Source organism: Erysipelatoclostridium sp. AM42-17, assembly GCF_003480255.1.
Lineage (GTDB): Bacteria > Bacillota_I > Bacilli_A > Erysipelotrichales > Coprobacillaceae > Faecalibacillus.
In genome coordinates this window covers 26,377-39,813 of record NZ_QUIN01000010.1, presented here as the reverse complement: position 1 = coordinate 39,813, position 13,437 = coordinate 26,377, and the positions used below count along the sequence as shown (strand labels likewise).

At 30.4% G+C, this 13,437-nt stretch carries 17 protein-coding genes; 2 read left to right on the top strand and 15 right to left on the bottom strand.

Going from position 1 to position 13,437, the window contains the following annotated elements; genetic code table 11:
* The 11 genes from secE to DW911_RS05375 form a co-directional block, all read right to left on the bottom strand.
* A complete protein-coding gene (gene secE, locus DW911_RS05425; protein ID WP_233541842.1) occupies window positions 1–240 on the bottom strand; it encodes a preprotein translocase subunit SecE in 240 nt (79 codons plus the stop codon).
* A gap of 9 nt (window positions 241–249) precedes the next feature.
* Window positions 250–399 (bottom strand): 50S ribosomal protein L33, encoded by a 150-nt coding sequence (rpmG, locus tag DW911_RS05420; protein ID WP_118432532.1) that lies wholly within the window; start codon window positions 397–399, stop codon window positions 250–252.
* 92 nt (window positions 400–491) lie between these two features.
* Complete coding sequence (locus DW911_RS05415) at window positions 492–1,082, bottom strand: hypothetical protein (RefSeq protein WP_118432534.1); 591 nt, start codon at window positions 1,080–1,082, stop codon at window positions 492–494.
* Window positions 1,083–1,101: 19 nt separating this feature from the next.
* Entirely contained in the window at window positions 1,102–1,824 is a 723-nt protein-coding gene (gene rlmB / locus DW911_RS05410; RefSeq protein WP_118607552.1) for a 23S rRNA (guanosine(2251)-2'-O)-methyltransferase RlmB, read from the bottom strand.
* Window positions 1,821–2,240, bottom strand: a complete 420-nt coding sequence (locus tag DW911_RS05405; protein ID WP_118432538.1) for a ribonuclease III domain-containing protein — start codon at window positions 2,238–2,240, stop codon at window positions 1,821–1,823. Before DW911_RS05405 ends, rlmB begins: the two co-directional genes overlap by 4 nt.
* On the bottom strand, window positions 2,240–3,577 hold the full coding sequence (gene cysS, locus DW911_RS05400) for a cysteine--tRNA ligase (RefSeq protein WP_118607551.1): 1,338 nt from the start codon (window positions 3,575–3,577) through the stop codon (window positions 2,240–2,242). The genes DW911_RS05405 and cysS overlap by 1 nt, the downstream gene beginning before the upstream one ends.
* A gap of 248 nt (window positions 3,578–3,825) precedes the next feature.
* On the bottom strand, window positions 3,826–4,368 hold the full coding sequence (locus DW911_RS05395) for a hypothetical protein (RefSeq protein WP_118432542.1): 543 nt from the start codon (window positions 4,366–4,368) through the stop codon (window positions 3,826–3,828).
* A 63-nt stretch (window positions 4,369–4,431) separates the two neighbouring features.
* Window positions 4,432–5,211 (bottom strand): Cof-type HAD-IIB family hydrolase, encoded by a 780-nt coding sequence (locus DW911_RS05390; protein WP_118432544.1) that lies wholly within the window; start codon window positions 5,209–5,211, stop codon window positions 4,432–4,434.
* 51 nt (window positions 5,212–5,262) lie between these two features.
* A complete protein-coding gene (gene glgA / locus DW911_RS05385; protein WP_118432546.1) occupies window positions 5,263–6,690 on the bottom strand; it encodes a glycogen synthase GlgA in 1,428 nt (475 codons plus the stop codon).
* On the bottom strand, window positions 6,690–7,799 hold the full coding sequence (gene glgD / locus DW911_RS05380; RefSeq protein WP_118432548.1) for a glucose-1-phosphate adenylyltransferase subunit GlgD: 1,110 nt from the start codon (window positions 7,797–7,799) through the stop codon (window positions 6,690–6,692). Before glgD ends, glgA begins: the two co-directional genes overlap by 1 nt.
* 14 nt (window positions 7,800–7,813) lie before the next feature.
* Window positions 7,814–8,941, bottom strand: coding sequence for a glucose-1-phosphate adenylyltransferase (locus tag DW911_RS05375; RefSeq protein ID WP_118432550.1), 1,128 nt, complete (start codon window positions 8,939–8,941; stop codon window positions 7,814–7,816).
* A gap of 239 nt (window positions 8,942–9,180) precedes the next feature.
* On the opposite strand from DW911_RS05375, the gene DW911_RS05370 reads away from it, so the two are divergent.
* Window positions 9,181–9,603 carry a cell wall hydrolase gene (locus DW911_RS05370; protein WP_118432552.1) on the top strand — a complete coding sequence of 141 codons (423 nt, stop codon included), beginning with the start codon at window positions 9,181–9,183 and terminating at the stop codon, window positions 9,601–9,603.
* Window positions 9,604–9,671: 68 nt separating this feature from the next.
* A complete protein-coding gene (locus tag DW911_RS05365) occupies window positions 9,672–9,950 on the top strand; it encodes a spore coat protein GerQ (protein WP_233543012.1) in 279 nt (92 codons plus the stop codon).
* A 12-nt stretch (window positions 9,951–9,962) separates the two neighbouring features.
* On the opposite strand, the gene DW911_RS05360 is transcribed toward DW911_RS05365, so the two are convergent.
* The 4 genes from DW911_RS05360 to DW911_RS05345 are packed head-to-tail and all read right to left on the bottom strand — an operon-like array spanning window position 9,963 to window position 13,413.
* Window positions 9,963–11,117 (bottom strand): bifunctional folylpolyglutamate synthase/dihydrofolate synthase, encoded by a 1,155-nt coding sequence (locus tag DW911_RS05360; protein ID WP_118432556.1) that lies wholly within the window; start codon window positions 11,115–11,117, stop codon window positions 9,963–9,965.
* Window positions 11,110–11,772 (bottom strand): uracil-DNA glycosylase, encoded by a 663-nt coding sequence (locus DW911_RS05355; RefSeq protein ID WP_118432557.1) that lies wholly within the window; start codon window positions 11,770–11,772, stop codon window positions 11,110–11,112. Before DW911_RS05355 ends, DW911_RS05360 begins: the two co-directional genes overlap by 8 nt.
* Window positions 11,759–12,592, bottom strand: coding sequence for a Cof-type HAD-IIB family hydrolase (locus DW911_RS05350; protein WP_118432559.1), 834 nt, complete (start codon window positions 12,590–12,592; stop codon window positions 11,759–11,761). Before DW911_RS05350 ends, DW911_RS05355 begins: the two co-directional genes overlap by 14 nt.
* Window positions 12,592–13,413 (bottom strand): Cof-type HAD-IIB family hydrolase, encoded by an 822-nt coding sequence (locus DW911_RS05345; RefSeq protein WP_118607549.1) that lies wholly within the window; start codon window positions 13,411–13,413, stop codon window positions 12,592–12,594. Before DW911_RS05345 ends, DW911_RS05350 begins: the two co-directional genes overlap by 1 nt.
* Window positions 13,414–13,437: the final 24 nt, after the last annotated feature.

The following is a 13,437-nucleotide window of genomic DNA, read 5'->3' as shown; positions in this document are numbered from 1 at the left end:
TTAATTCATCCCCAATGCTTTTAAAATAAATGCAATAACGGCATCTCCACCAAAGAAGAATAACCCCATTACAAACGTAAATAATAAAACGACTGCTGAGTTTTTCGCAAGTTCTTTCTTGCTTAACCAACTCACATTTTTAATTTCAGCTCTAATTCCTTTTAATTGACACCAATCTTTTAATTTAAAATCAGATGTCTCATGGATTTCCATTTCTTTAGAATCTGTTTTTTTAAACATGATATCCTCCTATTTCGTTTCTTTATGTAATGTGTGCTTTCCACATCTTTTACAATACTTATTTAATTCTAATCTTTCTACATTTACACGTTTATTTTTTGATACAGTGTAGTTGCGTGATAAACATTCACTACAAACCAAAATCACTTTTTGTTTCATTATATCAACTCATTTCTATACCACTATAATCTAGCACAAAAGAATGAGATAGTCAATTCTAATTCAAAACGAAAAATACAAAGATAAACTCTTTATCTTTGTATTCTCTTTATTTTTCTTCTTAAACGATAACATGCATTATAAGAAGCTCTTACATTAATGTCTAATAAAAGAGAAATATCTTGATGATTATAACCAACCATGAGATATTGGTAAACTTCTTTTTCTAACTGCGACAACCTTGGATCAATAGTTCGATTGTATTGTGTCATTTGATCTTTTAATAAAAGTTGTCTTGCTGGCTGATAGTAATCACTTTGATCACCCACAACTTCTCCAAAGCAACAATCACTATCATGATAACTTTGATTTAAAGATAACGTTCTCGATAAAACACAACGCTCTTTTCTATCATAGTAATATAAAGATTTTACCGAATCTTTAATAATCATTTGAAAATAAGTTTTCATTAATGTTTGGCGATCATCTCTAAAATTTAAACACGCCTTATCTAAAGACATCATTACTTCTTGAATCCATTCGGACTGATTAGATGAATAATAATAAGTAAATTGAATTAAATATTTAATCTTCTTATAATACTCATCATGGAATAAGTCATTTGCACTTTGACTTCCTAGACGGCTTAAGTACAACATTTCTTCCTCGTTATACTCACCCAATATAATTCCTCCTTTAAGATTATAAAGGATTACGTGAATTATATACTTGATACAAAATAACCGCTGTGGCTACTGAAGCATTAAGCGAAGTTACATGTCCTACCATTGGTAGAATAACATCCATATCACAACTTTTTTTCACTAAGCGAGATATACCTGCTCCTTCAGAACCAATAACAATGACAGTTGGCATATTATAATCAATTTGTCGATAATCTTGACTATTATGCAAATCACAACCAACAACCCAGAATGATTTTGTTTTTAAATCTTCTAATGTTCTTGTTAAATTTGTTACTTGAGCTACCTTAACATGATCGATGGCACCTGTTGATACCTTAGCTACTGTTCCATTTAAACTCACACTTCTATTTTTTCCAATAATGACTCCATCAACACCAACAGCATCACATGTTCTTAATATAGCTCCTAAATTATGAGGATCTTCTAGTCCATCAAGCATCAATAATAATGGCATCTTTCCTTCTGGAATAGCATCTAAAATTTCATCAATCGTATAGTAACGATAGCTTTCTACACTAGCCATAATCCCTTGGTGAACAACTTTACCTATATGTTTATCAAAATAAGTCTTATCTACAAATTCAAGAGGAATCTTTCTTTTACGACAAAAATCTATTACCTTTTTATCTTTATTGTTATTTTGCATATAAACAGTATATACATTAGAACCCTTTAATGCTTCCATCACTGTATTTTTTCCATATATATATTGTTTCATATTTTCTCCTCGCTTTCATCTCGAATTTGTTTCATGTTTATCTCATGATGAACGTAATCTTTCATCAAATCAAATAACTCATTCATTCTATCTTTTTGATCATTTAAATAAAGATGTCCAAACAATGCTTCTAAGCCTGTAGAATGACGATGTTCATTCGTCTCATTTTTATTATTTTTAGCGTTACGCCCTCGTTTATAAATTTTGATTTCTTGTTCACTTAGTAAATTATTTTCTAAACAATAAAAGATAAATCCTGCATGTCCTTGACTACTCACATAGTTTCTAGCAGCTTGATAGAGTTCATGAGGCTTAGCTAAACCACTCTCTCTAATCAAATATTCTCTAGTCATTAATTCAATAATACTATCTCCTAAATAAGCAAGAACCATCGGATTAACAAAGTCTGGATTCATTAAATAATCCCCTTTTCAATTAATTGTCCTCGATAGGCATCTGCTTTTTCAAAATCTTTCACTGCTTTTGCATTTAACCATTCTTTATATAAATTCAAATCAGCTTCATCTAATTTTTTTGGTTCAAATACAAATCCCATAACGGATGTCATTTTTAATAAAGTCTGGTATTCTTTAGAAATAAGTTGACTATCTTTATCTTTAGTTCTCATTAATTGATTTAAAACTTTAACTTGACTTAAGATAGCTGTAAGCGCTAATGAAGTATTTAAATCATCTTGTAACGCTTCTACCATATGATCTACTTTTTCTTTATCATAAATATCATCATTAACACCTTCAACTTGTAAATACAATGATGCAGATTTAATAACATTTTCAACTTTAGCTACTTCTTTTTTTACATTATTAACAATTTCATCAGTCATATTTAATGGATTACGATAATGAGAAGAAAGCATAAACCATTTATAAACATTACATCCAAGTTGCGCCAATAAATCTTTAGCCCAAATGACATTTCCTAATGATTTAGACATTTTTTCATTATTAATATTAATCATTTGATTATGCATCCAAGTATGCGCAATAGGATGTCCATTACATGCACGTGATTGGGCAATTTCATTTTCATGATGAGGGAATTTTAAATCTTGTCCGCCACCATGAATATCAATTTCCCCATTTTCAAAAATATCATTAATCATCACAACACATTCCGTATGCCATCCTGGTCTTCCTTTTGACCAAGGGCTATCAAATTGAATACCTTCGTCTGTTTTCTTCCATAAAGCAAAATCTGTTGATTCTTCTTTTACCCCTTTGTCTTCAACTCTTTCACTCGCACCAGCAACTAAATCTTCAATTCTAATACCTGATAATTCTCCATAGTCTTTATCCTTAGAAACTCTAAAATAAACATCTCCATCAACAACATATGCATAATCTAAATCTATCAAACGTTTAATAAAATCAATAATTTGACTCATTGTTTCTGTTACTCTTGGTGCATAAGTTGGAAACTCTAAATTTAATCCTCTACGAATATCTTCATAGGCCTTAATATATTTATCTGTTAATTCTTTTTCTGTAATTCCTTCTTGTTTAGCTGCTTTGATGATTTTATCATCAACATCAGTAAAGTTAGAAACAAAAGTAACTTTATAACCCATGTATTCAAACGTTCTTCTTAATAAATCAAATACAATCATAGGTCTTGTATTACCAATGTGGACATAATTATAAACAGTAGGTCCACATACATAAATACTGACCTTCCCTTCTTTAATTGGTTTAAATTCTTCTTTTTTGTTTGTTAGTGTATTAAATAATTTCATAGCTCCTCCTATTAAAAAAAGCATGCACTATTTGGACACAAAATGTGTTTATCCACCAAATAGAGGATGCTTTTAAATGATCTTAACGCAATCAACGTTCTTTCTTTGCAAAAGACTCAAATAAGTGCATTCAGTCAATTTCCTTTAAACTCTTTCCACCACCAAGTTCTCTCTATCAAATTCCCTTGACTTACTATTCTTATTTATAATTTATAATATGTAACATTCTAACATATTTATGATATTTTTCAATCATTCAATTTACCTGAAGATTTATAAAATGATTCTAAGAAGATAAGCATCTTCTTTATTTCTTTATTATATACATCAGTTTTTGCCTGATAACCATATATATAAGTTGTCTGATTTTCAAAATAGACTAAATTTGTAAATTTAATTCCTGTATCTTTAAACTGTCCACTAAATTCATAACAAGATAATCCACTATCTAAAACCGGTTGTTTTACTTTAATAGATGAGGCATTCATTTGTTCTAATTCACCATAATACAATTCTTTCATATCTTGAGGTTCATTATCATAATTACTTCTTTCAACTGTATAATAAAAAACTTGTTCTTGATGAATGAAACGCAATGTGCTTGGGTCTTGTTCATCGTTTGTCGTATTCATCTCTAATTTAAACTCTTTAGGATAATAAAAAGAAACATCATCATCCACTTTATATTCATTTCCTTCTTTATCCACAGAAACCTTCTCAACTTTTTTTCCACACGCAAATAATGAAAAAACAAGAACTACACAAACAAGAATGTGCCCTATCGTTTTCATCAAACCACCTCTTATCTATTTTACACAACTTCATTACATTTGACAACCTCAGGTAACTTCTTACTATTTTGATACTAATTCAAAATGTCGTAATCCATCAATAATACCATCATGATCACTATCTTTGCAGATATATGTCGCTAACTGTTTGAGTATTTTATCACCATTTTCCATCACCACAGGGTAACCCACTTTTTCCATCATCTCAATATCATTATGACCATCACCAAAAGCCATCAATTCTTCTTTTTTAAAGCCATAATAATGCATAATAGCCTCGATAGCAGCACCTTTACCTCCATCTATAGGAACAATATCATAGGCATAGTCATGCCACTTTGTAACTTTAATATGCTTTGTTCCATCTACAATATCTTGTAATTCTTGTTGATTTACAAAAGGGTCAACTTGATATATTTGATTAACATTGACCTCTTGGCTAATAGGTGGAATCATAGTAGAAATGGAAGCTTGAGCATCACGCACTCTTTGATCCACACGATTAATATACATTTTATCTTTTTCAATAAATAAAGTCGGATAACCCTTTTCTTTAATCTTTTCATACATCAAACAAATATCATCTTGGTTAATTTTATTTTCATAAATAACTTTGTCACCAACTGTACAATAACCACCATTCAATAACAAATAACCATCAAATTCAAATTGTTTATTTAATTTTAATTCTTCTAATTCTAAAGAATGTCTACCTGAAGCAATAAAAAGTTTTATCCCTTTATTTTTTAATTCATTTAACCCTGATATGACTGCTTCACTTATATAAGGACGTGAGGATGATATCAACGTTCCATCGATATCAAAAAATATAGCTTTTATCATAATAATCTCCTTTATAGTATGAAAGGTACTGAATTCAGTACCTTTCATACCTTACAACAAGGAAGAGAATAATTCAATATAACGGCTTGCGCTTACTTCCCAGTCTAATTTTTCTTTCATTGCTCTTTGGACTAAACGATCCCAATTTTCAGGATAATCATAGAAAGTATGCAATGCATAATCTATTGTATCCATCATTTCATGAGCGTTATAGTTTGTAAAACTAAATCCTGTTCCTGTTTGTTCAAATTCATTGTATGGAATAACACTATCTTTTAAACCACCTGTTTCACGAACAATAGGAATAGTTCCATATTTTAAAGACATCATTTGTGATAATCCACATGGTTCAAATAACGAAGGCATTAAGAACATATCACATCCTGCATAAATACGACACGATAATCCAAAGTCATATTTACATTGCATTGACACTTTATCTTGATGATAGTAGGCTACACCTTTTAAAGCATCTTCATAAACACGATCTCCAGCACCCAAAATAACAACCTGTACCCGACGTCCACAAAGCGCCTCAAATTGATTAATAATCAAATCTAAACCTTTTTGTCTTGTAAGTCTTGTAACAATACCAATTAAGGCTACATCTGGATCTTCTGGTAATCCTACTTCTTTTTGTAATGCAAGTTTATTTTCTAATTTACCTTTTTTCACTGTTCTTGGTGTATATTTTTTTACAATCATAGGATCTTTATTAGGATTAATAACATCATAATCAACCCCATTTAAAATACCATATAAGTCATGTTGTCTCATTTGTAAAATTGATTGTAATCCTTCACCATATTCATCAGTTAATATCTCCTTGGCATAAGTTGGTGATACTGTAGTAATAATATCACTGTAGAAAATAGCTGCTTTCATCATGTTTAAACAATCATCATTTCGACAATTACCGTTATAGTACAAATAATTATCTAAACCAAAGAATTCTTCTAATAAATGTGGATCCGCTTTACCTTGGAAAGCAATATTGTGAATTGTGAATACTAACTTAATATTTTGATAATAATCATAATAGCAATATCTTTCTCGATATAACATAGCAATCATAGCTGTTTGCCAATCATGCATGTGTAAGACATCTGGTCTAATATTTAAATGACTAATTAGCTCAAGAACTGCAAAATCAAAGAATGCAAATCTTTCATAATCATCATCATAGCCATATAAACCCGGTCTTTTAAAATATTGTTCATTATCAATGAAATAATAAGTTACCCCATCTAATTCATACTTAAAAACACCACAATAGCATTTACGCCATCCCATAAAGATATCAAAATTTGTTACATATTCAATCTTATCAGCAAATTTCATATCTTGATATTTAGGTAAAACAACAATACTTTCTACCCCTTGTTTTGCCATTTCTTTTGGCAAAGAGCCAATAACATCTGCAAGACCCCCTGATTTAATGAAAGGTGTCCCTTCACTTGCAACAAAAAGAACTCTCATTAAACAACATCTCCTTCTTTAATATATAAAGGTGTTGTTTCATTTCCTTCAAGATGTGTTTGTTTTTCAACACGAGCTCGTTTATCAATAATTACATTTTCTAATTGTGATCCTGGAGCAATCTTTGATCCTGAGAAAATAATACAGTTCTTGATCTTAGCACCTTTACCAATAACCACTTCACGACCAATAATACTATTTTGAACAGTACCATCAATAATGGCACCATTTGCGATAAACGATTTATTTACATCAGCATGATCTAAATATTTTGTAGGTGGTGTATCATTTGTGTTCGTATATAATGGCCAATTAGATTTAAATACTGCAGAAGAAACATCTAAATCTAAGAACTCTAATGAATATTTAAAATAACTTTCTAAAGAATCTAAACAACGTGCATATCCTTTATATTCATAAGCATGAATTTGTTTTTCATCACATAAATAAGCAAGCGAATCTTTTAAAGAGAAAAATGAACTTACACGACATGCTTTCTTCATAATTCTTAATAATTCTTTAGTATTAATAACATAGGTTTCAAGCGAAATAGCACGTGTTTTACGTGATCCTTTATTCACTCCTACACCTTCTACATAGCCATCTTTAATATCTAAATATTCCCCTCCAACAAAGGCTTTATCAGCATCTTTAATTTTTTGATAAACCATGGTAATTTCAGCACCAGATTTTTCATGTGCTGCAACAACATCACGATAATCCATTGTTGTAACAATATGTGCTGGTGCAATTACTACATAATCAGATTTATTATTTTCTAAAAATGCTATATTTTCAATTAAGTTATTAATATCATGATTGTATTTAGGGTTATTAGCATATTTTTCATTATATAATAATGAAACACCCCCAGCTTTAGAGTTAAAATTCCATGAATTACCATTTCCTAAATGTTTAAATAAAGAACGTGGTTTTTGTTGAATTAAAACCCCAACTGAATCAATTGATGAATTCGACATATTTGATAATACGAAATCAATAATTGCATAACGACCAAGGAAGCTTACAGACGCTACCGGTCTTCTTTCTGTCAAACCTGTAAAATTGACATCTGAATGTAAATTAACTAAACCTATTACTTTTGCCATCTTTGTTTGCCTCCCTATCTAGTATGATCGCTTACTAATGCGACTTCTTTTGCTTCTTTGTTGATGATTGATTTTGCCTTGACAACAACACCTTCATCAATTATGGCTTTATAAATTTCAGCCCCTTCTTCTACTAATACTCCTGGCATTAATACTGAATCAATGACTTTTGCACCTTCTCCAACATTAACATTATTGAATAATACTGAGCCACTTACTTCACCATTAACAAGACATCCTTGAGTAATAAGTGAATTCTTTACATTAGCTTTTTCTCCGATAATTTGAGGAATACCTAAAGTATCTTCTGTATAAATTTTCCAATCTTTTTTAATATTATATAAATCTAATTCTTTATCATGAATCAAATCCATATTTGCTTGCCATAAGCTTTCAACTGTTCCTACATCTTTCCAATATCCATCAAATTCATAAGCATATAGTTTTTTGTTGTCAGCCAACATATCAGGAATAATATTCATACCAAAATCATGTTTACTGTCTTTCTTTTTCGCATCAGCAATTAAATAACGACGTAATTGTTTATAAGTAAAAATATAAATTCCCATTGAAGCTAAAGTAGATTTTGGTTTTTCTGGTTTTTCTTCGAATTCATAAATGCTTCCATCTTCATTTGTATTCATAATACCAAATCGACTTGCTTCCTTTAAAGAAACATTTAAAACTGCAATCGTAGCATCAGCTCCTCTTGCTTTATGAGCTTCTAGCATTTGAGCATAATCCATCTTATAGATATGATCTCCTGATAAAATTAAAACATATTCAGGATCATATTGATCTAAGAAACCAATATTTTGATATATAGCGTCAGCTGTACCTTCATACCATGTTGCTCCAACTTCATCTCTTTCACGGGCTGGTAAAATAGCAGCTAATGATTGACCACCATCTAACCCCCATTTTGTTCCTGCACCAACATAAGTACCTAAGACAACTGATTCATATTGTGTTAGTACCCCAACAACATCAATTCCCGAATTGGCGCAATTACTAAGTGGAAAATCAATAATACGATACTTCCCACCGAAATGCACTGCAGGCTTAGCCACTTTAGCAGTTAATTCTTTTAGACGTGTTCCACGTCCTCCAGCTAATATCATTGCGACAATCTCTTTTCCCATTTTTATCTCCTCCTATAAAAAAATGTAAGCGCTTTTGTTATACTTTAATTCTACCATACATTGGGTTAGAATTCACGACAATTATAAAACATATAACAAATAATTTATGTCGTATTTTTTCTTTTCTCTATATTTATCATACACCTATTTAATCTATATTTTAATTAATTTAGTAATTAATAATTTTATTTACATTTTTTTAACCATAAACACATATATACATATAGGGGGGTGAATAAATGACCCAACGTATTGCCTATAACCCTAAAGAAGTTGATTTATTAGCTCGTCTCATTAAATCAGAAGCCTTAAGCGAGGGTGATCTAGGAATGTTATTGGTTGGCAATGTCGTCATCAATCGTGTTGTCGCCATTTGTGATGTTTTTAGGCAAGTTACTTCAATTACTGAAGCCGTTTATCAAAAAAACGCCTTTGCTGGTGTTGGTACCCCGCTATTTAATAGTGGGGTCAATGATAAAGAAAAAGAACTTGCATTACGTACAATCACCTCATTTAGACAACAACCGGCCCAAAATGCCTTATGGTTTAAAAACCCGGGTACAAATGTAAGTTGTCCACCAACTTTTTACGGTACTTTATCTGGTCGTTATAAAAACCATTGTTTCTATAACCCCCAAAGCAACCTGAATTGTGAACTTTAAAAGGACGTGATAATATCGAATATTTTGATGATTTAAACCCTTACCTTGTAAGACAAGATGATACAACCTTGCCTGCTAAAAATTCTGATACCGGTAATATTCCAGACATATATCTTGGAAATATTTTAAGATTAAACATTGGTAAATTAGGTACTTTCTATTTTACCTTTAGTAGTAGTAACCAATGGCGTGATCGTACCTTTACTGGAATTTTAGAAGATGCCGGAATGGATTATTTTATTATCAAAGATCCTGAAAGCGAGAAACGTTATCTACTTTCATTTATTTATTATGTATGGTCTGAATTTGATGAAGAATTAGACCATCAATATAATACACCACAATAAAAAAACCGTCCTTTAGGGACGATTTTCTACATATTTCCTTACTGTGCTAATAAAATGCAAGGAACCTGTAACAACTACAGTTTGATGTTTAGCTGCCATCAAAGAAAGAGCCTCCTTAAAATCTCTTCCTTGATGATTACTACGATCATCATCAAAAGAAGCCATCATGACATCAAAATCTTTTAACATCGCTAACATATGATCAATATCTTTATCATTTAAAGCACTAAATACAATACCTACATCTGTTAATTTTTGATCTTGAATCGTTTGAATCAAGGCTTGAATACCATCTTGATTATGAGCACCATCTAAAATAAATTTCCCAAACCTTTCAAATCGTCCAGGCCAGTTAAATTGATTTAAAACAGTTTGAATTTTATCAGTATCTAATTCAATTAAATCATGACACACATAGAGTGCCAAAAGAGCATTTTTTACCTGATAACTTCCTCCATGATTCAAAGTATAAGTATAATTCAAAAAAGGAATTTGGTAAGGAAAATGAGTGATTTCAGGTACCTTAACTTCATGAAAACTTGTTTCTTTTTGATGACAATGATCTTTAAAAATAGAAAGCAAATTCTGATTTTGTTCAGTAGTATAAAACATTTGATGCTCTTTAATAATTCCTGCTTTTTGTAAAGCAATTTCACTTAAAGTATTACCTAACATAAATTGATGATCATAACCAATGTTCGTAATAACACTCACACAACTATCAATCACATTTGTCTTATCATTTAAACCACCTATACCACATTCAATAATACGATAATCTAAATCTTCTTCATCAAAATATTTAAGCATGATTAAAACATCAATTTCAAACATAGACAAACGTTCTTTTTCAATCATTTCATAAAATTCATTAATTATTTCTAATAAACGTTCATCACTGATGGCTTTGCCATTAATACACATACGTTCATTATGACTTACAATATAAGGAGATGTAAAAGTTCCTACTCGATAGCCATGTTGCATTAATAAATCTCTAATAAAAGTTGTTGTACTCCCTTTACCATTTGTACCGGCTATATGAATCATATTTTTTTGATGAATATTAAAATGATATTTTTCAACTGTTTCTTTAAACATCAAAAACGTACGTTTCGTACGTTTTGATTCTATATAGGATATCGCTTGTTTTATATCATTAAACATTTTTAATACTCCAATCTATCGGTTCCATTCCATGATTCATTAAAAACTCATTTGTTTTACTAAATGGTTTTGAACCAAAAAAGCCACGATAAGCTGATAATGGTGAAGGATGGGGACTCGTTAATACAAGATGTTTTGTTTCATCTATGCATTTTTTCTTTTCAATAGCATTTCTACCCCATAGGATAAAAACCATTGGTTTTTCTCTTTCATTTAAAGCTTTGATAACATTTAAAGTAAAAGTTTCCCAACCTAAATGACGATGAGAATTAGCTTTACCACGTTCTACTGTCAATACATTATTTAAAAGTAAGACACCTTGTTTAGCCCAAGATGTTAAATCACCATGATAAGGAATAGGTACACCTAAATCATCGTGTAACTCCTGATAAATATTTACTAGACTTGGTGGTACTTTGACTCCTTTAGTCACACTAAAAGCTAAACCATTAGCTTGATGAGGTTCATGATAAGGGTCTTGACCTAAAATAACAACTTTAACATCATCATAATGACAAAGATTTAAAGCTCTAAAAATTTCTTCTTTAGGTGGATAAACGGTTGTGGTTTGATAAGCTTGTTCTACTGCTTGATGTAACTTTTTATAATAATCTTGTTGAAATTCATGTTCAACAATTTGATTAAATGTCCTCATTAAAAATAAACTTTCTAATTAATTCAGCCACAACACCCTCATTGTTGTTAGCCTTTGTTGTATAATCACATGCTTTTTTTACATCATCAACCGCATTATTTGCTGCTACAGATAAACCTGCTACTTCTAACATAGCCATATCATTATAGTTATCACCAACCGCAATTGTATCTTTAATATCAATACCTAATTTATGAGCTAAATCAATAAGTCCTTTCCCTTTATCAACACCTAAAGCATTAAATTCCATATAGCGATTACTAGAATAACTTACTGCACAACATCCATCTGTGATATCTTTCATCTGTGGTTCTAAAGTCATTAAATACGGAACATCCACATTTTGATATAGAATCTTTGAAATAGGGGTATCCTTTAAAAAATCAATACTATCTTCTTCAGGATAAACAGCATCTAATTTTTGATGTTCAATTCTTTGTCTTTCAGACTCAGATAAACGATAAACATACAAAGTATCTTGAGTATAAACATGAATACATACATCTTGTTTTAAACCGAATTCAAAAATTTCTTTTGTTTTTTCAAAAGACAAACCATTAAATTCAATAACGCGATTATCTTTATTTTCAGTTAAAGCTCCCCCATTAAAAGATAAAGTATATTCTTCTGGTAGATCATATAATCCTAGTGCTTTTAATTCAGGTTGAATTTGCATATAACCCCTTCCTGTTGCTGGAACAAATTTAACCCCATATTCCTTTCTTGCCTTTTGAATCCATTCAATATTTGCTCGTGGACAAACATGATCATCATTTAATAAAGTTTCATCCAAATCACTTGCGATTAATTTATAACCCATTATTCTTCCTCCAAAATATATTTTTCTATTACTTCTTTAACAGCACCCTGATCATAATCATGGACTGTAACATATTGAGCTAAAGCTTTAACATCATCACTGGCACACGCTACAACACATCCTAGTCCTGCCATTTTAATCATTTCAACGTCATTATAATTATCACCAATACCAATTGTTTGATTAATATTAAAGCCAAGGTAATCAGTTAAAAACCTCATTCCAGTACCTTTATTAACCCCTTTGGTATTAAACTCAATATAACGATTGCTAGAATAAGTAATATTAACATCTTTTTTTATCACTTCAGGCATTGTTTCAACAATGTCTTTTAATCTATCCATGTCTCTTTTAGCATATAAAATCTTTGCTATATTTTCATTCTTTAAAAAAGACATATCATATGTATCAATAACTTTAAATGGTGCTTTTTGTTCAATCTTACGTTCTACTTCTCGTTTGTCAGCATGGAAAATATAACAACAATCAATGGTAAAAACTAAAACACACACATCTAATTCTTTACCATAATCAAAGATTTTTGAACAATTTTCATAATCTAATCCTTTAAAATATAAAATCTTTTGATTCTTATTTTCAACAACCAATCCCCCATTAAAACAAATAGCATATTCATTTTCTTGATCATATGTTCCTATTTCTTTTAAAATCTCAGGAATCATATTATAAGCACGTCCAGTACAAGGAACAAATTTCAACCCTTTTTCTTGTGCTTTTTTTATTGCTTCAACATTAAAATCAGGAACATGATGATTAACAAGTAAAGTTTCATCTAAGTCTGAATACATGATTTTATACATCAAACCACCCCTTATTTGGTATAG